The organism is Gracilibacillus dipsosauri (genome assembly GCF_003176895.1).
GTDB classification, from domain to species: domain Bacteria; phylum Bacillota; class Bacilli; order Bacillales; family Amphibacillaceae; genus Gracilibacillus; species Gracilibacillus dipsosauri.
The window spans coordinates 40,595-64,726 of sequence record NZ_QGTD01000008.1 but is presented as its reverse complement, the minus strand read 5'-3'; the positions used below and the strand labels follow the sequence as shown (position 1 = coordinate 64,726).

General features: G+C 35.9%; 25 protein-coding genes. 6 read left to right on the top strand and 19 right to left on the bottom strand.

Going from position 1 to position 24,132, the window contains the following annotated elements:
* Nucleotides 1-7: 7 nt before the first annotated feature.
* The 3 genes from DLJ74_RS07195 to DLJ74_RS07185 form a co-directional block, all read right to left on the bottom strand.
* Nucleotides 8-1,537, bottom strand: coding sequence for a capsular polysaccharide export protein, LipB/KpsS family (locus DLJ74_RS07195; protein WP_109983958.1), 1,530 nt, complete (start codon nucleotides 1,535-1,537; stop codon nucleotides 8-10).
* A 25-nt stretch (nucleotides 1,538-1,562) separates the two neighbouring features.
* Nucleotides 1,563-2,564 carry an SDR family NAD(P)-dependent oxidoreductase gene (locus DLJ74_RS07190; protein WP_109984579.1) on the bottom strand — a complete coding sequence of 334 codons (1,002 nt, stop codon included), beginning with the start codon at nucleotides 2,562-2,564 and terminating at the stop codon, nucleotides 1,563-1,565.
* A 495-nt stretch (nucleotides 2,565-3,059) separates the two neighbouring features.
* Nucleotides 3,060-3,860 carry a BMQ_0737 family morphogenetic spore coat protein gene (locus tag DLJ74_RS07185; protein WP_245902292.1) on the bottom strand — a complete coding sequence of 267 codons (801 nt, stop codon included), beginning with the start codon at nucleotides 3,858-3,860 and terminating at the stop codon, nucleotides 3,060-3,062.
* Nucleotides 3,861-4,074: 214 nt separating this feature from the next.
* On the opposite strand from DLJ74_RS07185, the gene DLJ74_RS07180 reads away from it, so the two are divergent.
* A complete protein-coding gene (locus tag DLJ74_RS07180; RefSeq protein WP_109983957.1) occupies nucleotides 4,075-4,494 on the top strand; it encodes a hypothetical protein in 420 nt (139 codons plus the stop codon).
* A gap of 141 nt (nucleotides 4,495-4,635) precedes the next feature.
* The gene (locus DLJ74_RS20400) at nucleotides 4,636-4,773 is read left to right on the top strand and encodes a hypothetical protein (protein WP_181397458.1); all 138 of its coding nucleotides are present in this window, start codon (nucleotides 4,636-4,638) and stop codon (nucleotides 4,771-4,773) included.
* A 39-nt stretch (nucleotides 4,774-4,812) separates the two neighbouring features.
* On the opposite strand, the gene DLJ74_RS07175 is transcribed toward DLJ74_RS20400, so the two are convergent.
* The 4 genes from DLJ74_RS07175 to DLJ74_RS07160 form a co-directional block, all read right to left on the bottom strand.
* Entirely contained in the window at nucleotides 4,813-6,054 is a 1,242-nt protein-coding gene (locus DLJ74_RS07175; RefSeq protein ID WP_109983956.1) for a surface carbohydrate biosynthesis protein, read from the bottom strand.
* Between the two features lie 99 nt (nucleotides 6,055-6,153).
* Nucleotides 6,154-6,450, bottom strand: a complete 297-nt coding sequence (locus DLJ74_RS07170) for a hypothetical protein (RefSeq protein ID WP_054859062.1) — start codon at nucleotides 6,448-6,450, stop codon at nucleotides 6,154-6,156.
* Nucleotides 6,443-7,018, bottom strand: a complete 576-nt coding sequence (locus DLJ74_RS20635) for a hypothetical protein (RefSeq protein ID WP_219987222.1) — start codon at nucleotides 7,016-7,018, stop codon at nucleotides 6,443-6,445. The genes DLJ74_RS07170 and DLJ74_RS20635 overlap by 8 nt, the downstream gene beginning before the upstream one ends.
* Before the next feature lie 109 nt (nucleotides 7,019-7,127).
* Nucleotides 7,128-7,805: a BMQ_0737 family morphogenetic spore coat protein gene (locus tag DLJ74_RS07160; RefSeq protein ID WP_054859060.1), complete on the bottom strand. Its 678-nt coding sequence runs from the start codon at nucleotides 7,803-7,805 to the stop codon at nucleotides 7,128-7,130.
* Between the two features lie 404 nt (nucleotides 7,806-8,209).
* Between DLJ74_RS07160 and DLJ74_RS07155 the strand changes: the two genes are divergently transcribed.
* Complete coding sequence (locus tag DLJ74_RS07155; RefSeq protein WP_109983954.1) at nucleotides 8,210-9,292, top strand: hypothetical protein; 1,083 nt, start codon at nucleotides 8,210-8,212, stop codon at nucleotides 9,290-9,292.
* 204 nt (nucleotides 9,293-9,496) lie between these two features.
* On the opposite strand, the gene DLJ74_RS07150 is transcribed toward DLJ74_RS07155, so the two are convergent.
* The 3 genes from DLJ74_RS07150 to DLJ74_RS07140 are packed head-to-tail and all read right to left on the bottom strand — an operon-like array spanning nucleotide 9,497 to nucleotide 12,284.
* Nucleotides 9,497-10,228, bottom strand: coding sequence for a class I SAM-dependent methyltransferase (locus DLJ74_RS07150; RefSeq protein WP_109983953.1), 732 nt, complete (start codon nucleotides 10,226-10,228; stop codon nucleotides 9,497-9,499).
* A 17-nt stretch (nucleotides 10,229-10,245) separates the two neighbouring features.
* Nucleotides 10,246-11,712, bottom strand: a complete 1,467-nt coding sequence (locus tag DLJ74_RS07145) for a potassium/proton antiporter (RefSeq protein ID WP_109983952.1) — start codon at nucleotides 11,710-11,712, stop codon at nucleotides 10,246-10,248.
* 17 nt (nucleotides 11,713-11,729) lie between these two features.
* On the bottom strand, nucleotides 11,730-12,284 hold the full coding sequence (locus tag DLJ74_RS07140; RefSeq protein ID WP_109983951.1) for a tyrosine-type recombinase/integrase: 555 nt from the start codon (nucleotides 12,282-12,284) through the stop codon (nucleotides 11,730-11,732).
* 169 nt (nucleotides 12,285-12,453) lie between these two features.
* On the opposite strand from DLJ74_RS07140, the gene DLJ74_RS07135 reads away from it, so the two are divergent.
* Together DLJ74_RS07135 and DLJ74_RS07130 are read left to right on the top strand one after the other, a co-directional pair.
* Nucleotides 12,454-13,761 carry a DPP IV N-terminal domain-containing protein gene (locus DLJ74_RS07135; protein WP_181397456.1) on the top strand — a complete coding sequence of 436 codons (1,308 nt, stop codon included), beginning with the start codon at nucleotides 12,454-12,456 and terminating at the stop codon, nucleotides 13,759-13,761.
* A gap of 19 nt (nucleotides 13,762-13,780) precedes the next feature.
* Complete coding sequence (locus DLJ74_RS07130) at nucleotides 13,781-14,422, top strand: cysteine hydrolase family protein (RefSeq protein WP_109983949.1); 642 nt, start codon at nucleotides 13,781-13,783, stop codon at nucleotides 14,420-14,422.
* A 186-nt stretch (nucleotides 14,423-14,608) separates the two neighbouring features.
* Here DLJ74_RS07130 and DLJ74_RS07125 read toward each other — a convergent pair whose 3' ends face one another.
* The 7 genes from DLJ74_RS07125 to DLJ74_RS07095 all read right to left on the bottom strand — a co-directional run bounded on the left by DLJ74_RS07125 (nucleotide 14,609) and on the right by DLJ74_RS07095 (nucleotide 20,876).
* A complete protein-coding gene (locus DLJ74_RS07125; RefSeq protein ID WP_054859055.1) occupies nucleotides 14,609-14,833 on the bottom strand; it encodes a helix-turn-helix domain-containing protein in 225 nt (74 codons plus the stop codon).
* Nucleotides 14,834-15,010: 177 nt separating this feature from the next.
* The gene (locus DLJ74_RS07120; RefSeq protein WP_109983948.1) at nucleotides 15,011-15,667 is read right to left on the bottom strand and encodes a TetR/AcrR family transcriptional regulator; all 657 of its coding nucleotides are present in this window, start codon (nucleotides 15,665-15,667) and stop codon (nucleotides 15,011-15,013) included.
* Nucleotides 15,668-15,677: 10 nt separating this feature from the next.
* A complete protein-coding gene (locus tag DLJ74_RS07115) occupies nucleotides 15,678-16,712 on the bottom strand; it encodes an ABC transporter permease (RefSeq protein ID WP_109983947.1) in 1,035 nt (344 codons plus the stop codon).
* Complete coding sequence (locus DLJ74_RS07110; RefSeq protein ID WP_109983946.1) at nucleotides 16,702-17,418, bottom strand: ABC transporter ATP-binding protein; 717 nt, start codon at nucleotides 17,416-17,418, stop codon at nucleotides 16,702-16,704. The genes DLJ74_RS07115 and DLJ74_RS07110 overlap by 11 nt, the downstream gene beginning before the upstream one ends.
* Nucleotides 17,419-17,695: 277 nt before the next feature.
* Complete coding sequence (gene sdhB, locus DLJ74_RS07105; protein ID WP_109983945.1) at nucleotides 17,696-18,457, bottom strand: succinate dehydrogenase iron-sulfur subunit; 762 nt, start codon at nucleotides 18,455-18,457, stop codon at nucleotides 17,696-17,698.
* Nucleotides 18,458-18,474: 17 nt separating this feature from the next.
* Nucleotides 18,475-20,226, bottom strand: coding sequence for a succinate dehydrogenase flavoprotein subunit (gene sdhA, locus DLJ74_RS07100; protein WP_109984578.1), 1,752 nt, complete (start codon nucleotides 20,224-20,226; stop codon nucleotides 18,475-18,477).
* A 41-nt stretch (nucleotides 20,227-20,267) separates the two neighbouring features.
* Complete coding sequence (locus tag DLJ74_RS07095) at nucleotides 20,268-20,876, bottom strand: succinate dehydrogenase cytochrome b558 subunit (protein WP_109983944.1); 609 nt, start codon at nucleotides 20,874-20,876, stop codon at nucleotides 20,268-20,270.
* A gap of 484 nt (nucleotides 20,877-21,360) precedes the next feature.
* Between DLJ74_RS07095 and DLJ74_RS07090 the strand changes: the two genes are divergently transcribed.
* Nucleotides 21,361-21,795: a DUF2507 domain-containing protein gene (locus DLJ74_RS07090; protein ID WP_109983943.1), complete on the top strand. Its 435-nt coding sequence runs from the start codon at nucleotides 21,361-21,363 to the stop codon at nucleotides 21,793-21,795.
* A gap of 82 nt (nucleotides 21,796-21,877) precedes the next feature.
* Here the strand turns inward: DLJ74_RS07090 and uvrC are convergent, their stop codons facing one another.
* Complete coding sequence (gene uvrC, locus DLJ74_RS07085) at nucleotides 21,878-23,662, bottom strand: excinuclease ABC subunit UvrC (protein WP_109983942.1); 1,785 nt, start codon at nucleotides 23,660-23,662, stop codon at nucleotides 21,878-21,880.
* Nucleotides 23,663-23,750: 88 nt separating this feature from the next.
* A complete protein-coding gene (trxA, locus tag DLJ74_RS07080; protein WP_054789315.1) occupies nucleotides 23,751-24,065 on the bottom strand; it encodes a thioredoxin in 315 nt (104 codons plus the stop codon).
* Between the last annotated feature and the right edge of the window lie 67 nt (nucleotides 24,066-24,132).

Below are 24,132 nucleotides of genomic sequence, written 5' to 3'. Positions count from 1 at the left end.
TGAATGATTATTTGGTTAATCTTTTAATTAAAGTTTTTAATCTTTCACCAGAGCTACTTTGAATTGAATACGCTTTGCTTAAGAAAGATTTACGGATTTTATCCGTATAATGACGAAACTTTGCATCGGAAAAATACTTGATAATGATATTTGCCAAAACTCCTGGACTGGTTTGTTCTAATTGATCAAGAAGATGGTAGTAGCCTGTAAAGCCTCTAAAACTTTTATTTAAAACAAATACTGGTTTGCCATGGAGCATTGCCTCTAATCCTACAGTTGAAGAATAAGTAACAACAGCATCCACATTAGGAAAAATATCATAAAGTCCATAGCTTCCTGTTGAATAAACATGTCGAAATTCCTTCGTAAGGATATGTGGCTGTTTGCTTGGATAGTTCTTAATCAAAATGTTCACCTTTAGTTTTCTATCTATTTTCTTGATCAAAATACGCCATCTATTAATATCGTCTTCTCCTCGTAATGCAATCATGACGTTTTTTCTACGAGGATTTAATCCTAACTTTTTATCAAAAGTTGCTCTCCTTACGACTTTTGTATTAAATCTTTCATCAAATCTCGGGTGACCAATAACCTCTACAGAGCCTTTGGGTGCTCCTAAATTCAGATAGAATTCTTTCTCATAATTGCCATAAACAGCATCGACTGTCGCTATTTTTGGTATATAACCAAGTTCACTTGAAATGATTCCATGCTGCATACAAATGGATGGTATTCCTTTTTCAGCAGCTACAATAGAAAGAATTCGACTTACATAACTATGGGTCGTAGACACAACTAAGCATGAGACAGGTACTCTCTTTAGAAAACCAACGGCAGCAGATATTTGTCTAATAACTACTAAAATATTGTTTAATAACCATTTTTGGAAGGCTGGATCGCTATAAATAGGATGATTTTTAAATCCTGCTAATATTTGTCTCGCTTTTTGTTGAGCTTCTTTAATAGCACTCTCGACTTCTCCTGTGTAGTTTTGCAGATAATAGGTGAGCATATTTTGAGTTACACGATAATTCGATCTGGATTTTCCCTTTAGTTTTGATTTGCTAACCCTGACCGTGTTCGTTAGCGGAATAGCCTTCCCTTCCGTTTTTGCGCGGTATGTTCGTGGTGATTGTGTTTTTAGACTTGGCTTTACTTGTTTTTGTTTTGGCCCATTGCTATTAATTAATAGAATCGTTTTCTTACGATCGAAATGACTTTGCATTGTTGATGGTGGAAAGCGTAGTAATTTATCTACATGTAAGACAACCTTTCCATTTTCTACTCTTCTTTTTGGTTTGGTATGTGTAGCAACAAATTGATTAAAAACGGTTTGTATTTCTTTTTGGTTTTGGACATGATTTCTTAAATGTTTGCGATCCATTTTTTCGATTTGTGTTAATAAAGATGGTTTTGGTAGAAGGTAGCTTGGTAAATGACACAAAAATGGTAAAGAAAATCCTAAATATTCTAAACTTTCAAAGTCTTGAAGATAATCAAGATAAACAGACCAATAATTTTGCAAAAAACTATCCATTGGAACCTTCTCCTCTTCCTCTTAATTAAATGAATCCAGCTTTCTTTAATAATGCCCGTAATCCTTCTCGATCTAAGGCTTTTTGACTGGACGAGCTGTAGGTTCGTATATCAGCTTTCTTTGCCCCTTCGTACGCCTTGTTGTTATTCGATAGACTTGGAATGATGTACATATCTTGTAACTCTAATGCTGTTTTGGATTCATCCATTGTCATTAATTCTTCATACATCTTCTCACCAGTTCGAAGTCCTGTAACCTTTACTTCTATACCATCTTCTCTTAATCTATTTTGTTTTGCTATCTCTTCGATTAAAACCTCCGCTAGCAGCCCTAATTGAATGACAGGCATTTTCAAGACAAATACTTCTCCACCTTGCGCTTCTCTTAAAGCTTTTAAGGTTAATTCTGTAGCTTGCTCCAGTGTCATCATAAACCTCGTCATGTTCTTATTTGTCACATTGATTCTTTGGTTGTTTTTAATCTGTTCAATGAATAATGGAATGACTGATCCTCTTGAGCCCATAACATTGCCGAAACGAACACTAGCAAAAATAGTAGACGATTCTTTATTTTTTTCAGTAGCTGCTATCATTCTTTCCGCTAGAAGCTTTGTTGCTCCATAAGCATTGGTTGGTGATATCGCTTTGTCTGAGCTTGTAAACACAACCTTTTTGACATGTTGTTGAGTTGCTGCTTTCATTACGTTATACGTTCCCATCACATTCGTTCTTACTGCCTCAAATGGATTACTTTCACAGACTTCTACTCTCTTCATTGCCGCAACATGTATGACATAATCTATCCTATCCATTGCTTCGATTAAACTGTCATACTCACGTGCATCTCCGATAATAAAATGTAATTTCTCATGATAATCAAAAGCTTCCTTCATCATGTGTTGCTTATATTCATCACGACTCAATATTTTTATAATTTGTGGATTTTCTTTTAATAGGTATCCTACAAGGCTTGTACCTATAGTCCCAGTACCTCCAATGATTAAAATTCTTTTATTTTCAAAATACACAACATCTCCCTCTTTCATTGCAAATTATTCCCCGTACCTTTCATCCATAAGGCCTCTTGTCTTTCTGTTGAAGCCATTTTCAATTTACCAAGTTAATATCCGTTTGTGATAAAGCGAGACTACCATCATGGAGGATTATTCATTAACGAAACTTAACAGAATGTTTAGTGACTAATATCCGGTCGGACCGCGTTACTTTCACATCCTGAAGTGGTGGTCTTGCGGACGGTTAACTCTGATTTAGTTATCTTCACCCATGCTCCTTCCATTTCTTGAGCCTTCCTTATCTTGTGTACTCTAATATATATATTAAAGGGGAGCTTATTAGTTAAAGAGCATGGCCTATATTTTCAACCCATTTTTTAATCCTTAAGCTTTTGAGCAATTTATGTATTTTAACAGGTTCTCTTATATCGACCTATTCCACTTTTTTTGTTTTTCATAAGCTAATCTTAAGCTTCCAAAAAAAAATAAAGAGAGGGTATTATCCTCCCTTTATTCATTATCTTTCATTTCATTTGTATCCATGCTTGCATCATGAATTGCTGTGTGATGATTTTCCATTAGCTCCTGAAAGTCATTTAGTTCAGGTGGATGAAAATCCTCCTTCATCTCATGCTTTTTTTCTATAACATTATTATTGGGGAACACAACAGGGCATTGTAATGGAATGGTTGGAGCTGGACATGGCGGGAATGGTAAAATGTCTCTTGGTTGACAGAAAGCCGCTTCAATTTCCAGTGTTACATCAAATGTTGATTGAATGCTCTGGCATAAACGAACATTGACAGTCACATCTAGCTCATCCACCTCTGTCGTTGTGCCAGGTTCACAACTAGTAGTACAAACAAAACAGTCTAAGTCTACATTGATTACGTCAATATCCGTTCCATCGGGAGCACACATAATTACTTGTTCACAGCGAGAAAATTCAACGGAACCGACTTCTACTGTAGCACCACCTAATGCAGCGATTAAGTTCACAAATACCGTTACCTCAAAATTTTTGCGAATATTGACGATTTGGAGAACTACTTCCTCACCATCTATAAAAACGAGTTGGTTCTCTCTGCCTAATATTGTAATGGGATCTGTTTCTGTTGGTGTAACCGTACAACTAACGCTATTAAGGTCTATATCATCACATTCTAATTGTATACCTGTAACTGGATTTACAGGTAAATCTAGATTGTTTAAAGTTAAATCAAATTCTGCTTCATTTAAAATCCAGTCGTAAACTTTTTTCGTATTAATACAAAGAATTTCTTGCTCTCCGTCGACTTGATAACAATTCAAAATATACACCTCCTAAAAAGATTGATCGCTCTTCTTTTCATTGGAAGAGAAAGAGATTAGAGAATTTTCACTTATAGCCTATGATGTAATGGATTAATTGGTTCATACACTCGCTAGATTTTACTCATTAGGTTAAGACTAATCACGATTTGGGCAATCAACCATACGATAGAATAAGTAACATGGAAGGATAATCATTGAAAGGAGATTCGAAATGAATGAAGAGAATGTAAGTGATGAAAGAATAACCGATCCTATCAGCACTCTTCAGCAATCGATCACGCAATTAAAACAAGAGGTTGAATTAATTAAGAAGGACATAGAAGATCTACGGGTGGAGGAGCTATTAAACAAAGTAAACTCCAGCATGAACAAAACGGATAACCAAATTACCGAACTAAAAAAGGATTTGGATCAGCATAATGAACGAATACAGAACCTAAGATCAATAGACGAGCCGGATCTAATAGCTCCTAAGAATAATCAATCTGAGTATCGCCAAATTCAAACGATACTTCATTCCTTACACAGAACAAATCCATCTGAGAAAAATCATCATGAATGGAAGCCTTCTCACATCCAACCAGTAAAACAAAATTACATTCCACCCAGTAATAGCATTAAATTATTCTAGCAATATTTGCTTACGTAATAACTACATGGGCTAATCTCACTAGATGTCCATTGCCTTTTTTTCTAGTTATTGTGAATTTGCCCATTCCAAATTTAACTCAATTTACTATAATGAAATATAAAGTATGAAGGAGCTGTTTTCATGAAGGCAAAGGATAAGTCAGGTAAAAATAGACAAAATAACTCCGAGAATTCCAATTCCAATGAACCAATTGTTATTTCATCCTCTGTTAAGAAAAAAGCAATTATTAGACGTCGTGGAGGATGTTGTTTAAAATAGAGGTATTTATCAGTGGGGGATTGTTCATCCCTCACTGAACTACTTAAGACTAAGTTTATATAAATTAGCAGCTATTGGTACTATTTGATAGGATGTAGAATTGCCTTCAATTTGATCTAGCCTCGAAAAAAAATCTGAAATCTCTTCTCCTGTAAGAGTGAATTTTCGTTTTCTATGTTTTCTATTCAACGAGAGCCGTTTCGGATTTTTCGGTGTAACATGTGATGGTAGTTGAAGATCTCTACAATATTGTAAAATTGAGGTATAAGAATAGCTATTATCATCCCATTTATAAAAGTTGGACAACAACCTACGCTGCTGCTCTTTCTCTTCTGAAGTTAGTATCGACTGAGAGGAAAAAATGTTTTCTAGTATAGAAATAACTTCTTTATAACTTTTTGCTTTCCTCCCTAATTGATTGGGGAGGTCTAATTCTTTTGTGGCAAATGGGATAAAAGAAATAAGCGGTTTATTTAAAAGGAATGCTTCTATACCAGAGGTACATCCATTATGAATAATTACTTGAGCAGCCATTAACCATTTTATAATACTTCCCTCATGGACAACATGGACATTTTTATAGCCAGAGAAGTATTTTCGATAGGAGTTAAAGTCTTCGCCAGGATGTGGTCGTATAACTATGGTGTACTGTGGGAATTTTTTACATAACTCTTCGACTAAATCTAGGAATCTATTATATAATTGCTTAATAAATTGATAATACGTATTTTCCTTCTTTCCCTTTGCTGTATTATATTGAGAAAATCTTGTATTAACAAGAATAAAGTTCCCGTATTGATCCTTTATCGATTGAGCCTCTTCCTCATAGATCGTCCGATATTTGGGCTGTAATAAATCAAATCTTGGGTTACCTACCTCATGACAGCGATTCGTAAGATCTGGATTTGCACTTGTAATGGACCTTTTTTGATGGCTTCCCCAACAAAATTCCTTGGAAACATGTAAAAGAGTATCCCTTCTCATACGATCCATTAAATATGATTTTTTTTGAATTAATAAGCCTTCTTCATCTAACTCCACCACTAAATGTCCATGGTCCTTAGCGTGTGTAATTACTCTTTTTCTAAAACCATGGGGGCCACCTTTAGAAAAAAAGATACCTTTTGGAAAGCTCTCTAAAGCCATTTCGACTTGAATATGATCTCCTATCATGACATGGTATCCTTCCTTAAGCGCATGATAGGCTAATATTAGCTTAGCATCTTGCTCTCTTACCTTTACTTCGATTGGTAAGTATAACCACTTTTCTATACTTTTCACATTCTAACAACCCTTCACGTACCAGTTAATGAAAACTGGTAATCATCTGTAGGTTTTATTATTTGAAAAATGCGTTGGGGTTTCTTTCCATTGGGATATTTAAGAAGACGTGTTCAGCTTTTCTTGAAGTATCGTGATCATTTCTTTGTGTGCCATGTTACTCTCCTCTATCATTTCATCTAAAAGCCTTTCTAATTGCTCGAAATCTTCTGTTGAAATATCTTCTTTCTTTTGAGTTATTGGTTGATTCTCTAAGTGCATGAATAAATAAGTCATGACCATTTGTAACGTATGATTTTCAAGAAAAACAAAACTACGATTGCCTTCATGATGTGTAAAATCCTTTACATACTGATCAAAAAATTGCTTCATCCATTCTTGGTTTCCATTATTCATCCTCTTCACCCTCCCTCAATTGGATGGAGCCATTTATATGAATGGTATTAAGGGAATTTTGCCCATTTGATAGCTCGTCACCATATGTAAAGCCCTGTATACTTTCAGAATAAGTATCCTCAGGATTCCATTTAATTTGAAAATTCGGAAAGGTTAACGTTTCAAATGGATTCAATATTTGAGTATGGGTTGGCCTTAACCAAAATTCCTGTTTATCTGTCGATTCATTCAAGCGTTCCCATGCATTAGCAACTCGAATTGACTTCTGAAAATTTTTATAAAGGTATTTCCCAGAGAACTCCAATATAGATTCATCGGATAACTTTATACAAATATAGGGATTGATAAGAGGCTTTGTTCCGATATTCTTAATATGATAACTTCCGAGGCAATAATTATCATATCCTTGTGCATGTGTAATATTAAGAGAATAAGTAAAAAAACTAACAATATTTAATGATTGACTCGTATCTAAAGCAGCAATTAAATCTCTGACTTCATTCCATTGGGAAGATTGAACACTCTTCCATTCTTTCATTTTACGCTGTAGTGAATGAATTGAGTTCATGCTTGCACCTCCATGCTAACAGTTTTTTTCTATACATGAGTCAGGATCTTAAAATTACTCGAAAAAAATAAAGAGAGGACTCTCCTCTCTTTATCTTTATGATCTTAGCTTATCTGTTATTACCATTGCTGTTCGGGAAAACAACCGGACATTGCGCTGGCATTGTTGGAGCTGGGCATGGTGGGAATGGTAAAATGTCTCTTGGTTCACAGAAAGCTGCTTCAAGCTCAAGTGTTACTGGGAAAGTAGATTGAATGCTTTGGCAAAGACGAACAGTTACGGTTACATCCAACTCATCTACTTCTGTTGTCGTACCAGGATCACAAGTTGCAGTACATACAAAGCAATCTAAGTCCGTAAAAGTTACATTTATGTCTGTTCCTGTTGGAGCACAAAGAATTACTTGCTCACAGCGGGTAAAATCTGCCGAACCAACTTCTACCTGTGCTCCTCCAAGCTCAGCCACTAGGTTAACAAAAATCGTCACTTCAAAGTTTTTTCGAATATTTACGAGTTGTAGTGTTACTTCTTCTCCATCAAGCATAAAAACTTGATTTTCTCTGTCTAATACGACAATTGGATCAATTTCGGCTGGAGCAACTGTACAAGAAACCGTATCAAGATCAATATCATCACACTCTAATTGAGTACCTGTAACAGGATTTACCGGTAAGTCTAAATCATTTAGACTGAGATCAAAGGAAGCTTCATTTAAAATCCAATCATATACCTTCTCTGTATTTATACACAGAAGCTCCTGCCCTCCTACTAAATTCTCTGCTTGCATCGTGCAAACACCTCCAAATAAGATTAATGTCCATATAGCCTATGACAATGTGCAGCAAAACGTTTTAGTGAATTAGCGGAAATATCATGATATTTAGGAAGTTAGGTGAATATCATACTAATAGTACTCCGCACAGATGTAACAACAACCATGACTTTCGTAATTCTGAAGAAAATTAGCTTCCAAGAATAGAATAATCCAATTAGGAGTGTAGTTTTTCGATAGTTTATCCATTTTTAGATATGAGGAATTATCGATTGCTCATTATCCAGATTTGTTAAGGAACATTCTTTTCTTTGTGCAACCACTTTAACTAATCTCATTACTACAAAAACTAGCACATTTGTCACGATTTGATGTTTCATCAATATTATATTAATGTGCTATAAAAAGGGTGAATCGTCATGTATCAATATAGGCTGTACAAAACGGAAGATATTGATAAAATAAAGCGTGATTTAGAGGTTTATAAGCACACATTTGATGTTATAAATTCGGAAGACAGTAAAACGTTTCTAAAGTCACAAAGAGAGTTAATCTTATTAAAAAGGAAATTTTCTAAGCTAAAAGGAGAAATGATAGCAATGGAAAATTCATATCAGCGGCAAATCGATAACTATGAAAAGCAAGAACAGAAAATATCAGGAGAAATTCGTACAATCAATCATTCTATCAATCAATTAAAGAAAGACATCTCATTAATCAAAGGTCGTGTAAATGAATTACGTACATCTGATCTTGTACAAAAAATGGATCTTGTCCTTCACAAAACAGATGAGGAATTAGCTAAAGTCAAAAAACAACTAGCAGAGCAAAGAGAAGCTTACCAAAAGGCAATCGAACAGCGACAAAAAAACAGCGGAATCCAGTCAAAAGCGACAAATCAAAAATCAGAATATCGTAGGTTACAACAAATGCTGAAGACGATCCATCAACCAACTCCCTCTTCCACTCAACTACCGAAAAACCACCATACAACCACAAATTCAGCAAGTCAATCTAACTCCTCCTCTGTAGAGAACAACAATAAACGAGGAACAATTACTATTAGTAAAGGAAAAAAGACATTCCGAACAAGAGAATTTGAATTAAACAAAGTTATTATAACAAATACAAAGACTGCCAAATCAAAAGAAAAAGAAGAGATGCAAAAGGCGGAAAATACTCCAGTTAAAGAGGAATTAATGGAGGAGCAAATAAAGAAAGCTCAACAACCAAACGTTGATGTAAAAGGAGAAAACGAACCAATTTTAAAACAAGAGGAGATAGCAGTAGAAGCTTCTAATCAAGAGAGTACATTCTCGGATCAAGAAGCTACTAACTCGCCCACAATAATAGACCATAAAAGCGAAGATCCTAAAAATGACAGCACAATAGCGTCAAATGAATTAGAGCCAAACCATGAGGTGCTAGAAAAAGCCGTAGAAGAACCAACCGGTCTTAAAAAGACATGGCTTCTCGCTAAATCCTTGTGGAAAAAAACATAAGCTCCTTAGTACAGGTAATTGCTAAGCCATATATATAGATTAAAGCTGATTGATGATAAAAAAATAGTTACTGGCTTGTGTGATTACCTCCATGCTTTATTTTATCTTGATATCACCTTGGGCTTTTACCTAGATATATCCTTTTATCTTGGCAATAATGCTTTTACATTGGACTTTTACCAAGATATATGGTCTTGACGGACATTATTTTCTAGCCACTATTAGGAATTTTTTTGTATTCGTCTTAATTCCTTGTTCTGTTTGGTGTTCAGTTATAAATTTTTCCAATATTATCCAGTCATCCTCTTGTTCACCGAAATTCGGGATGATAGGGGTATGCTTTAATAAAAAAATTAAATCCTCTGGACGTTGATAATATTCTACTTCTTCTATATCATGGACTTGAATTTGATCAAAACCGGCATCCTCTACTGCGGACCTATACCTCTCTTTTAACGTACCATCGGCAATTTCGAAGGCTTGACCACGTCCGAATGCTTGTTTTAAATTTATTTTATCTCCTTCACTAACTTGTTGCGTTAAAAATGTCCCACCTTGCTTTAATACTCTCTCTACCTCTTTCGCAAAAAATGGTGCATGGCGACAAGTGATGACATCAAAAAACTGATCTGGAAATAATAAATTGTCTGCCGGCATTTCAGCAAAACGTACATTTTGAATAGTACAATTATTTTGGGCTTTTTTGATCATTTCTTGTGATAGATCTATCCCTACTGCTAATAGAACAGAATCAGCTAGGTTTAGCAGCCTCTCCCCACCCCCTGTTCCGATATCCAGCACAATATCTGTTGGGGAACATAACTGATAAACCTCTTGACTAATCTCCTTAGCTATCCCTTCAGTTGTTACTTGAAGATGATCAAAATTCCAGCCGTTTATCTTACCAACTTTATTATAAAAAGAATTTTCCTCCATCAAATCACTCCATACCGCTATACTTTTAGTAACTTGTTCAGTGCTTTTTTACTTCTTTTGGAAGTTAAAATATATAATATATCGCCGACCTCGATTTGTGAATCTCCTGAAGGTGTTATCAAATCTTCCTCTCGGATAATTGCATTAATTAATACATCATCTGGAAAATCTATTTCTTTTATTCTACTTCCCTTTACAAAAGATTCTTCATTTACTACATATTCAATTATTTCGGCATTTGCTTTTCCTATAGAGACAAGCTCTAAGGTGTGACTTGGTTCTACTTTAGTTGGACCAGTTAGCTTTAATTTCTCAGCAAAGGTAGAAATCGTAGAACCTTGCAATAAAGTCGAAGTCATCACAACGAAGAATACGACATTGAAGATCATTTGACTATTTTCAACTTCTGCAATCATCGGGAAGGTGGCCAGTACGATTGGAACAGCACCTCGTAGTCCTGCCCAAGACAGGAATAGCTTTTCTCGCCATTTAAAACCCATTTTAGTAATGGATAATAGCACTGCAATAGGTCGTGCAACCAAAATCAAAGTTCCCGCAAGAATAAGACCTTTCCAGATCACATCTAAGGTAAATAACTGAGAAGGAAATACTAAAAGACCTAAAATGACAAACATTAGGATTTGCATTATCCAAGCAAAACCTTCATTGAACTTTAAAATAGAATAGCGATAAGTTAAATCTGTATTTCCGATAATCATTGCAGATAGGTAGACAGCCAATAAGCCACTTGCTCCGATAAAGTCGGTAATACTATAAGCCAATAAGGCAAATGAAACAGCAAAAACAGGATATAACCCACTAGAGTCCAGATTTACGCGATTAATAGCATTTACTGCAAGTTTCCCTAAGATCCAACCAATTAATAAACCCATTCCCATCTGCCAAAAGAATGATCCGATCATCATAATATAGGATGGATCATCGATAGTTAAGATTTCAATGAACGATACCGTCAAAAACACGGCCATTGGATCATTTGAACCAGACTCCACTTCGAGAGTGGCCCCTAATCTTTCCTTAATATTTTGACCTTTTAATACAGAAAATACCGCTGCTGCATCTGTAGATCCGACAATGGAACCAAATAGAAATGCTTCAAACCAGCTAATATCCATGATTAGTTTTGCTGCAACGGCAACGATGGAGGTAGTGAGTAGTACTCCTATTGTTGCAAGAGATAGTGCGGGCTTTGCGACAGATTTAACAGTGGAGAATTTGGTCTGAAGTCCTCCTTCGAATAGAATAATAACAAGGGCAATAACACCGATTAATTGAGCTACTTTGGCGTTGTCAAAATAAATAAACCCTAAGCCTTCACTTCCGCTTAACATACCAACAATGATAAACAATATGAGAGCTGGAACGCCTAATTTTGTTGAAATTTTTGTGGCCAACACACCAATGATTAATAATAATGCTACAACAAAAATAAAGTGTTCAGATGATAGTATCAAATGATCCATAGATTCACTTTCCTTTCCTACAAGTTTACATCAATCATGATAACTGTATCGTTATCGTTTTGAATATCTAAATAGTGCAACGTTTCACTTGCTGTAGAATGATGAAATATTTTTTGCAATAAAGATATGGCAACACCTTTTTTATAAGCATGATAGCCGAAGGTTTTTCTTAGAGTATGTGTGCCAACCTTACCAGTTAAACCAATTTCTTGTGCCTTTTTGTTTATAATTCGATAGGCTTGTTGACGGGTAATGGGGAGATTGCCTTTTTGTGATTTGAACAGGTAGTGATCTGGTTCCATATCATGATTGCTAAAAATATAGTCCTTGAGTGCCTTTTTAGCATTATCGTTTAAAAAATATGGTGGATCAATATTATCAACATGGAGAAAATCATAAAACGTTTGTCCATTCCAAACATGTTTTACTTTGAGATGTAGAAGGTCATTCAATCTAAGCCCAGTGTTAATTCCAACAACAAAAAAAGCATAATCCCTTTTCGATTGCTGAATTAAGAGCTTCTTCATTCTGTTAATTTGATGGATGTCCTTGATCGGATGAACAAATTCCATTTAATCGCCTCTTTAATTGTTACTTAATATTAATTTTAACAAGGTTATGTAACATTATCAAATGATAGTAATGGATAACCTTCATAAAATTTCTGATAACAATTGTTCTATTTGGTATAATTAGGTGTAATATCTATAATATTCAAATTGTAGAATGAGGGATTTCTGTATGAAACGAAAACGCATGCTCTTTGTAACAATTGGTGTGACCATCTTATTATTATCTGGAATGATCCTCTATTCTTTCTTGTTAGGCGATGACCCTCATCGTTATTATACTGGACTGGGAGAAAGTATTAGTCTTTCTTTTGACGATTCAAAACTAACATTTTCCTACTATGAAAACGGCAAAGAATCGATTTATATGGCGAATCCTGATGGTACCAATGTTCAAAAAATAACTAACCCCACTAATCTACAGCATCGTTCGCCTAAGTTCTCACCCAGTGGTGACAAAATTGTCTATTTAAGTGAGGATCAAGAAGGCATTCAATCACTTCGAACGATTACACTAAATAAAAGCAAAGATAGGGAATTAACAGATGAAGAGCTACACGTCAAAGATGCGATTTTTTCACGTGATGGGGATAATATCTATTTTGTTGCCGTCGAGGCGGAAGAGTTTAAAAAAGGTGAGAACTCTAAAGAGGGATTTGATCTTTTCTCTATTGAAACAGCTGGAGGACAAATAACAAAATTGACGGATGCTGATCACTTTTCGATGAATCACCTTTTCCTATCTCCAGATGGAAAGACAATTTATTATAACGAAGTTGATGGGGAGAAGGAACGAATTTATGCCTATTCCATTGAAGACAAAACACGAACTACGGAACCATCTTTTCTTCCTAAGGAATTCGCTAATACCTACTCTTTTTATGAAGCGGAATTGTCCTTAGAAGAAAAACATTTGGCGTTTACAGACGTCTCACAAGAATCTCAATCATTTTTTGAATATGAATTATATATTCTAGATTTGGCTTCAAACAAAATAGAAAAATTGACTAATTTCAGAAAAGCAGTTACTTCTATCGAATTTTTTCATAAAGGTAAAAAAGTTGCTTTTCTAGAAAGTACGAACTGGCCAAAAGAACCGGATAAGTTTACGTTAAAGACAATCGATTTAGTGACACAGAAGTTGGAAACGATTCAGCTCGATGCTCCTAAGACAGCACATAGCATTCGTTTGATCCATTTAATTGATCAAACAATAAACGGCTTTACGATTGCATGTCTCTATATTTTATTGGTGATTTTACTAAGTATATTCTTTCAACATTACCATACGAGCAAAGTTTATCTTCCTTCAATCATTAGCTTTTCTATTGCTGTGATTATCTTTATGTCGAGTATTGCGGTAGCTGTAACGATAAATCCTTGGTACGGTATAGGCATCGGAATGTTAGCTGGAGCGATCTTTGGCTGTTCTATTGTTGCGATCATATTTATATTTATTTATAAGCGAATTGTTAAATGATGATAAAGAGGTGCTATGAATGAATTACACAAGTCCAAATTGGAGCAATGCGATATTAATGACGATTGATACTCAAAATGATTTTGTGTTACCTGATGCCCCTGCCCGAATTGATGGCACATGGGAAGTTACATCTAAAATTAGGGAATTATTACAAGTGTTCAGACAAAACAACTTACCAATTCTTCATATAATTCGCCTTTATAAAGCGGATGGCTCCAATGTTGACATTTGTCGCAGAGAAGCGGTAGAAAAAGGTTTCCGTATAGCGGTTCCTCATACACAGGGGGCAGAATTAGTTGATGAAATTAAACCAAACAATGAAACTAGATTATGCCCTGATCAATTGCTAAGAGGGAATTTTCAAGAGATTGCTAATGTGGAATGGATTATGTATAAATCTCGTTGGGGTGCTTTTTATAGAACGAATCTAGAGAAATTTTTACGCACTCAAAATATTGATACCATTATTATTAGTGGATGTAATTTCCCAAACTGTCCTAGAACTACCATTTACCAAGCAAGCGAAAGGGACTTTCGAATTGTGATGGCAAAGGATGCAATTTCTCAGACATATGAACGAGGTATAGATGAAATGAGAAATATTGGAGTAAATCTTATGGATACGGTTGAGATTGTACAGTTATTGAAAAATCGTTAGACAAACCTGTCATTCTCATGGTTTAGGAATTAACTGATTACGGGTATTCATTACTTAATCCAACCAGTAACAGATGCCTTTTTGATGTTCATAGCAATAAATCACTTTTTATTATTTCCGCTTTTAACCTAACAGAAAAACCAGTTATTCCTTTTTCAAGTGAATAACTGGTTTTCGATCATTCCATTAAAGCTCTAGCTCGCCCATGCGCAACAATTCCACCACAGCTTGTGAGCGCCCCTTTACACCCAGCTTCTGCATTGCGTTTGAGATATGATTCCTAACTGTTTTTTGGGAGATAAACAGTTCTTGGGCGATTTCCTTTGTTGTTTTGTCTTGTACTAGTAATTCGAATACTTCTCTTTCCCTTTTTGTTAGTAATTGCTTCGGCTTGTAGTCATTGTCTTTCAAATGTGAACCCCTCCTTGCTAACTTTAGGGCATTGTAATAAGAGGGTATTACTTAGTCACTGTATCATATGTTCACGAGAGAGAAGGTGTGCTCTACAAACGTCTAAATAGGGCAATATTTCGCGAATGTATTCTTCCATTACTTATCATTGAGATTTTATCAACAAAAATCCTTCGATTAAGCTAGTCCTTTTCGAATAAATGCAATCGTATGCTCGATTTCCTCCTCATCCTTCCAATTAGCATCCGGTAAAACAACAAAACGAGTAAAAAGGAAACCAACAACAGAGGCTATCGTTAGACGTAATACAGTATTAATTGGAAAGTCTGCTGAAATCTCTCCTCTTCTCTGAAATTCCTTAATGAAATTAGAAAACTTTGGATATACCTTTTCTACAAAGGTTTGCTGAAAAAAGTGCTGGATTTCCTCCTGGAATGCCATTTCCTGAATAATTATTTTTACTAAATCAACATTACTTTGTACAAATTTGAAGCGATTTCTGATTAATTGCTTTAACAATTCTTCATAGCTTTGATTGGTTGGTGCTTCGAAAACCTCCTTTACAAATCGATCTGCGAAAAATGGTAGAATAAGCTCTGTTGCAAAGGGAGATATAATGGAATAAAGTAGTTCCTTTTTTGTTTTGTAATGCCGGAAAATGGTTCCCTCTGCAACACCTGCTTTTTTAGCAATTTCACTTGTTGTCGTAGATGCAAAGCCTTTTTTAGCAAAAATTTCGATTGCTGCTTGAAGAATTTTAGCTTGTTTATCAGTAACCCTTTTCTCTTGATCACCCATTTTCAAGATCTGTTCAAATAAATGTTCTTGATTCATATATGCACCCCTATAAAGTTCGATGTTTTTTTAATACAACAATATTGAGTAAAAAGAAGACTAATGCAAATCCACATAATACAACTATGTTAAACCAAACATCCTGTAAATGGTAACCCTTTATCATCATATCACTCAAAGCATCTGCCCCGTAAGTTAATGGCATGAAATTACTTAATATTTGAATCCATTTATCCAATGTGTCCAAATTGAAGATGCCAGAGAAGAATACCTGAGGAATAATTACAATTGGAATAAATTGCATGATTTGAAATTCATTGTTTGCAAAAGTAGAGAGTAATATTGCTAGGGTTAGAGCAGTAATAGCAAGTAAAATGGTAACAATTAAAAGCTCCCATACATATCCCACCATATGCATATCTAATATATATACGGAGAAAAGGACAATCAAGATCGATTGCAGGATGGTGAAAGTACCAAATCCTACAACATAACCTACAACCAGTTGCCATCGCTTAATAGGTGTCGATAACAGCTTCACTAATGTTCCTTGTGTTCGCTCCCTTAAGAACGAAATCCCACCGAGAATAAACACAAAGAAAAAAACAAAGAATCCAATTAACACTGGACCAACTCGGTCAAATAAACCTAAATCACTTGAGCCATATAAGAATTCAACCTTAGGCTCAGTACCTTTCTGGTTATTATCCATTGATTGGAGTGCTTCCTCGACCACTTGCATCACTGTACTATTTTTATTCGAGTCACTGCCTTCTAATAAAATAGCTGGTTGCTCATTTTCCATGCTAATATATGCATCTAGCTCTTCGCTTTTCATTAAGGATATTGCTTCTTCTCGGTCTAATTTTAACAATTCCTCACTATTATCACTAATAGATTCAATGATTGGATTAGGTAAATTATCATACCCTATTAATGGTTTATAGTCTGAACCATTAAAAACTAACCAAACAAGAAAAAGTAACAACATTGGCGCTAATAGCATCAGTGCTAAAGAACGCTTATCTCTTTTAAACTGACTAACAATTCGCTTTACTATCGCTCTACTGCCATTAGAGTACACCCCCGTCTTTTAGAAAGACATCTTCAATTGTTTCTACTTGATATTGTTTTTTTAATTCAAGAGGAGTGCCACTCGCTACAATCCTGCCATCACGCAATAGCGCAAGCTGATCACATTTATCTGCTTCATCCATCACATGTGTCGTCACAACGATCGTAACACCATTTTGTTGAAGTTTGCGAAATTCATCCCAAATCGATTTACGTAAAAGTGGATCAATTCCAACAGTGGGTTCATCTAATAATAATATTCTTGGCTCATGCAACAGGGATATAGCTAGCGATAAACGTCTTTTCATCCCTCCTGAAAATTGAGAAATGGGCTTTTTAAGGTGATTTTCCAAATTAACAGCTCTAGCAGCTTCTTTCATTTTTTTTTGTAAAATCTTTTTCTTTACCTGATAGATTGAGCCAATAAACTCCATGTTCTCCCATGCAGTTAGTTCTTGGTATAGAGCATCAGATTGTGCCATAAAACCAATTTTGTGAAGAACCTTGAATGATGGAACTTTTGTATTGTCAACAATAATCGTACCTTTCGTTGGCCTGAGCATGCCCACAATCATATTAATAAGAGTCGTTTTACCAGCACCCGAGGGTCCTAATAAACCATAAATTTTCCCTTTCTCTATTTTCAAATCAACATCCTTCAATACTTTTTCCTTACCAAATTGATGGGAGACATTATCAATTTGTATAATACTCATATTTTCACCTTCTTATCATATAATGAGTGATTACTCACTTTAATTGTAATATTGAATATTTTGGATTGTCAACATTTAATACAAAAATAATTAGTATATTTTCTGAAGATTTTTGGGAGTGCTATTTTTTTTTTTGCAACTCTCCGCTTATTCTTGCAAGTTGCCTCTCTTTTTTTGCAACTTTCCACTTATTTTTGCAAGTTGCCTCTCTTTTTTTACAACTCTCTAATTCAATAAGAAAAGCCTTCCCCATTAACTGGAGAAGGCTTCTTTAATCTTAATAAGCATGATCGCTTCCGAAAAAGTTTTTAAATGATTGGATATTTGTATCACGATTTAATGCAGCGATTGAAGTAGTTAATGGAATTCCTTTAGGACAAACCTGCACACAGTTTTGTGAGTTTCCACAGCCTGAAATGCCTCCGTCTTCCATTAGTGCTTCTAATCGCTCTGATTTATTCATATCGCCTGTTGGGTGTGCATTAAACAGACGTACTTGTGATAAAGGAGCTGGTCCGATAAAGTCTGATTTGCTGTTGACGTTAGGACATGCTTCGAGACAAACACCACAAGTCATACATTTGGATAATTCATACGCCCATTGACGTTTTTTCTCAGGCATTCTTGGGCCTGGCCCTAAATCGTAAGTACCATCGATTGGAATCCATGCTTTTACTTTCTTTAAGGATTCGAACATTCGACTACGGTCTACCACTAAGTCACGGACAACTGGAAAGGTAGTCATAGGTGCAACTCGAATTGGTTGCTCAAGTTTATCTACAAGTGTAGAACATGCTTGTCTAGGTTCCCCATTAATGACCATGGAACATGCGCCACAAACCTCTTCAAGACAGTTGGACTCCCATTGTACTGGGGCAACTGGCTCGCCGGAAGCATTGACTGGATTCTTTTGGGTTTCCATTAATGCTGAGATGATATTCATATTCTTACGATAATTGATCTTAAAGGTCTCCTCATAAGGAGAAGAATCAGGGCTGTCTTGACGTGTTACTATTAGCGTAATTTTTTCTTCTGCCATCTCTCGCTACCCCCTTTTTATTTCTTCTTCGTGTAGTCACGTTTTCTAGGTGGGATTAATGAAACATCCACATCCTCATACTCAAACTTTGGAGCATTTGTTGTACGATCAAAGGTTGCCTTGGTTGTTTTTAACCATTCTTCATCATTACGATCAGGAAATTCTGGCTTGTAATGTGCCCCTCGACTTTCGTTACGATTATAAGCACCTTGTGTAATCACGCGAGCTAAATGGAGCATATTTTTCAATTGACGAGTAAACATAACACCTTGGTTATTCCATCGTGAGCTATCATTGATGTTAATATTCTCCCAGCGTTCTAATAACTCTTGGATTTTTTCATCCGTTTTTAATAGCTTTGCATTATCGCGTACAACGGTTACGTTATCTGTCATCCATTCTCCAAGCTCTTTGTGGATTTGATAAGCATTTTCTTCCCCTTTCATATTCAACAGTTGATCAAAAGTTGCTTCTTCTTCTTTTAATCTGCTGTCAAATAAGGAGGAAGGGATGTCATCAACGGTTTTTTCGAGTCCGTCAAGATACTTAATGGCATTTGGACCTGCAACCATTCCACCATATATAGAGGACAATAAAGAGTTCGCTCCAAGGCGGTTTGCGCCATGCTGTGTGTAATCACATTCCCCTGCAGCAAAGATTCCTGGTATATTTGTCATTTGATCATAATCTACCCATAGTCCCCCCATTGAATAGTGAACGGCTGGGAAGATTTTCATTGGAACCTTGCGCGGGTCTTCCCCTACGAATTTTTCATAGATTTCGATAATACCACCTAGCTTGATATCTAGTTCCTTCGGATCCTTGTGAGAAAGGTCTAAGTACACCATATTCTCCCCGTTAATACCTAACTTCTGATTCACACAAACATCGAATATTTCACGTGTTGCGATATCACGTGGTACAAGGTTTCCATATGCAGGGTATTTCTCTTCAAGGAAATACCATGGTTCTCCGTCCTTGTATGTCCAAAGGCGACCACCTTCACCACGGGCAGATTCACTCATTAGACGCAGTTTATCGTCCCCAGGAATCGCGGTTGGGTGAATTTGAATAAATTCACCATTCGCATATATAGCACCTTGTAAATAAAGTGATGCTGCAGCAGAACCGGTATTAATAACAGAATTCGTAGACTTACCAAAGATGATACCAGGTCCACCACTCGCAAAAATCGTTGCATCTGCTTTAAATACTTTCAATTCGTGTGACTTAATATTCTGGCCGACTATTCCACGACCAATTCCTTCATCATCTATTACTGCTGAAATAAATTCCCAGCCTTCGTATTTTGTAACTAATCCTTGTACCTCATAACGACGTACTTGCTCATCTAATGCATATAATAATTGTTGCCCTGTTGTTGCACCTGCATATGCTGTCCGATGATGTTGGGTTCCACCGAAACGTCGGAAATCTAGTAAACCTTCCGAAGTACGGTTAAACATAACGCCCATACGATCCAGCATATGTATAATTCCAGGAGCAGCTTCACACATTGCTTTTACCGGAGGTTGATTTGCTAAGAAGTCTCCTCCATAAACTGTATCATCAAAGTGTACCCATGGGGAATCTCCTTCCCCTTTTGTATTCACTGCACCATTAATACCACCTTGTGCACAAACAGAGTGAGAGCGTTTTACTGGTACAATGGATAATAGGTCAACATGTACCCCTTCTTCTGCTGCTTTAATAGTGGCCATTAACCCTGCTAGACCACCACCAACAATAACAATATTGCGATCACTCATTCCCATACTCACTCCTTTTTACTTCCATAAATAACAATCTCTTATACAAATGCGAATAATGCTCGAACACCAATATATGTTACTGCTAGGAAAACTAAAATCGTTGCATATGTAGCGATTTTTTGTGAACGAGGTGTTACTGTAATTCCCCAACTTACTAGGAAGCTCCACAATCCATTCGCAAAGTGAAAAGTTGTGGAAACAACACCAAGAATATAAAATCCAAACATAGCAGGATTTGATAAGATATCTTCCATCAAGCTATAGTCAAGTTCTACATTTCCTAGCCCTATCTGAATTCGTGTCTGCCAAACATGCCATACAATAAATATTAGGGTGATAATTCCTGTAATACGTTGTAAAAAGAACATCCAGTTTCGAAAGAATCCGTAGCGACTAACATTGTTTTTAGCAACGAATACGATATACACTCCTAATACTGCATGAAAGAGAATCGGCAAAAAGATGATGAGAAGCTCTAATGCATAACGGAATGGTAATGATTCCATAAAATGTGCTGCCTTATTGAAGCTTTCTGGACCGTAAACGGCAAAATGGTTCACAACTAAATGCTGTATTAAGAAGATCCCTATTGGTATTACCCCTAGTAGTGAATGCAATCTGCGATAAAAGAATTCCCTATTCTCCACTCGTTTGTACCCCCCTCTAATATAGATAATTACTCTCCAACATACGATTTCTAAAACGCTTAAAATGAAGCGCTTTACATCTCGTTAGGAATGGCACAGCCTGTTAATCATTCTGTACAAGCTTTTTTAACCGTTATTCTCTTTCGTTTCTTTTCCTACTTATTACGAGACAAACCCATCCAAAGAAATTCGTATATTGTCACCACAACTATTGTACTTCTATCAGGAAAAAGCGTCAAGAAAACGAGCGGTATTTCGAATGATTAATTGTCGAATTATTAAGGATTTTACTTAGAATGAAAGAAAATTCATCAACTATTATGAAAAGTTTATTGCAGAAAAAAGGGAAAAAGGTGATAATGGAATTATCGGAAATAATGAATATCTTTTCAGCATGTTAGTACCTATTTCACGAGAAGAATATAATTCGAATCTAACTGATAGGGAATTGTCTAACAGAGGCAGTAAAGAGAGGGGAACTATTTTGACAGAAAAAGAAACCAACATCGCAACCATTCTAGCAAACCTTCAAACAACAAGTAGTGGTTATGATTTATTAAGATACATAGGCTTACCTGATATGTTTGGTAAGGAAACTGATTTTATCTTATATATTTTAGGGAAAAATTTAGCAAGGAAAAGTGAATGGATTTCAACCGAAGAGCTTCAAGAATTCTTTCTTCATGTCGGATGGGGCGAGCTTTTCCTCGTAAAAGAAAAGCGCAGAGGCTATATTTTTGAATTAGCTGGTGAAATTGTTCGATCTAGATTAGAAACAATTCAACAAATTGAATTTCAAATTGAAGCCGGCTTTCTAGCGGATGCAATGGAGCAAATTACGAAAAAAGATTGTGAATGCTTACCTGAAATTAAAAAAGGACAAGTATTTTTCCATGTTATGTACATGGAAAAAAAATAAAAAAGTGACCTTTTCGAACAAGAACCTCCGGACCAAATGGTCCGGAGGCTTGTTATGAACTATCGTTTTACTAAGTAATGTGCTAACTTCCTTTTTCTTCATTTAATTTCGTGATAATATTATTGGCGATAGCTTCTGGAATACCTAGCCTTACAATGTCTTCAATCGTTGCTGCTTTTATTTCATTTAAAGATTTGTAATGAGTTAATAGAAGCTTCTTCCGCTGAGCACCAACGCCTGGTATATCATCTAACTGAGAACGAAATGCACTTTTCCCTCTGAGCTGTCGATGAAAGGTAATCGCGAATCGATGAACCTCGTCTTGAATGCGCTGAATAAGATAAAATTCATGAGAACGTCGATCTAAATCTACTACTTGGACAGGATGCCCATATAATAGCTCACTCGTTCGATGCTTATCATCTTTAGCTAGGCCACATAGTGGTATATCCAAGCCGAGTTCATTTTCTAACACATCTAAAGCAGCTGACATTTGTCCTTTTGCCCCATCTACTAAAATTAAATCTGGTAGAGGATTTCCTTCCTTTAATAGTCTGGTATACCTTCTGCGCATCACTTCCCGCATCGTATCATAATCATCAGGACCCTCTACTGCTTTAATTTTATATTTTCGATACTCTTTTTTTGCGGGCTTTCCATCCATAAATACGACCATAGCAGAAACTGGATCAGTACCTTGTATATTCGAATTATCGAAGGCTTCAATTCGATAAGGTGTCTCAATATTTAAAGCTTCTCCTAACCTCTCTACAGCCTTAATTGTTCTTTCTTCATTTTGCTCTATTATGCTGAATTTCTCTTTTAAAGCTATTTCTGCGTTCTTTGTTGCGAGTTCGACTAATTCCTTCTTTCGACCACGCATAGGTATGTGAACATCTACTTCTAATAATTCCTTCAGCAAATTCGCATCTGTTGGGAGGGGTACGAGCACTTGCTTTGGCTTAGGGTGATGGTGATGTAAATAAAAACTACCAACGAAACTGAGAAATGTCTCCTCGGCATCGTCAAAGAAAGGAAATAATGAAACATCTCGTTCAATTAGTTTTCCTTGTCTGATAAAAAAGACTTGAACACACATCCAGCCTTTGTCATAACTAAAGCCAAACACATCACGATTTAGCTGATCATTCATGGTCATTTTCTGTTGTTCCATTACTGATTCAATATGTTGAATGAGATCTCGGAGTTCTTTTGCCCTTTCAAAGTTCATATCATCAGAGGCTTGGAGCATTTTCGTTTTTAATTCTTTCTTGATTTCACGATGACCACCATTTAAAAAACTAGCTACTTCTTGAACAATCTTCTGATATTCCTCTTTCGTAGGAGGATTTTCAGAGCATGCTAAGCATTGATTCATATGATAATACAAACAATGTCTTCCTTTTGGATTATTGCATTTTCGTAAAGGATATAAACGATCTAATAATTTCTTCGTTTCTCGAGCCGCTAAGACGTTCGGATATGGACCAAAATATTTACCTTTATCCTTCTTCACCTTGCGGGTTACAATTAATCTAGGATGCCGTTCATTGGTAATTTTAAGAAAAGGATACGATTTATCATCTTTTAATAGAACATTATACTTTGGATCATATTTTTTGATTAAGTTCATCTCTAATATCAATGCTTCGATTTCCGAGCTTGTGACAATATACTCAAAGTCATGAATTTCTCGGACAAGACGTTGTGTTTTTTGATCATTTGCACCAATAAAGTATGATTTTACTCGATTGCGAAGCATTTTTGATTTACCTACATAGATCACCGTTCCATGCTTATCCTTCATAAGGTAACAACCAGGTTGAGCCGGTAATACTGCTAGTTTCTCCTTTATCCATTCATTCATCTATCATCACCTTCTTACGTACAATATAAATACCCCTTATTATAGCATAAAAGCTATCACAAGGGGTATCATACGTTCAGATTTAAAATTATCCGTGTTTGTTAATTAGCTCAACAAGTGCTTCTTTCGGTTGATATCCAACAACTTGATCTACTACTTCTCCATCCTTGAAAAGCAATAAAGTTGGAATACTCATAACCCCAAATTTGCCAGCTGTTTCTTGGTTTTCATCCACATCTAATTTTACGATTTTCACGGAATCGCTCATTTCGCTATCTATTTCCTCAAGCACAGGTGCAATCATTTTACAAGGTCCACACCAAGTTGCCCAAAAATCAGCTAATACTAAGCCTTCACTCGTTTCAGTATTAAACGTAGTATCGGTCGCTTTTACAATTGCCATGCTGTTTCCTCCTTTGCATTTGAAAATTTCTCCTATAGTATAACACCATTGAGGAATAACTTACTAA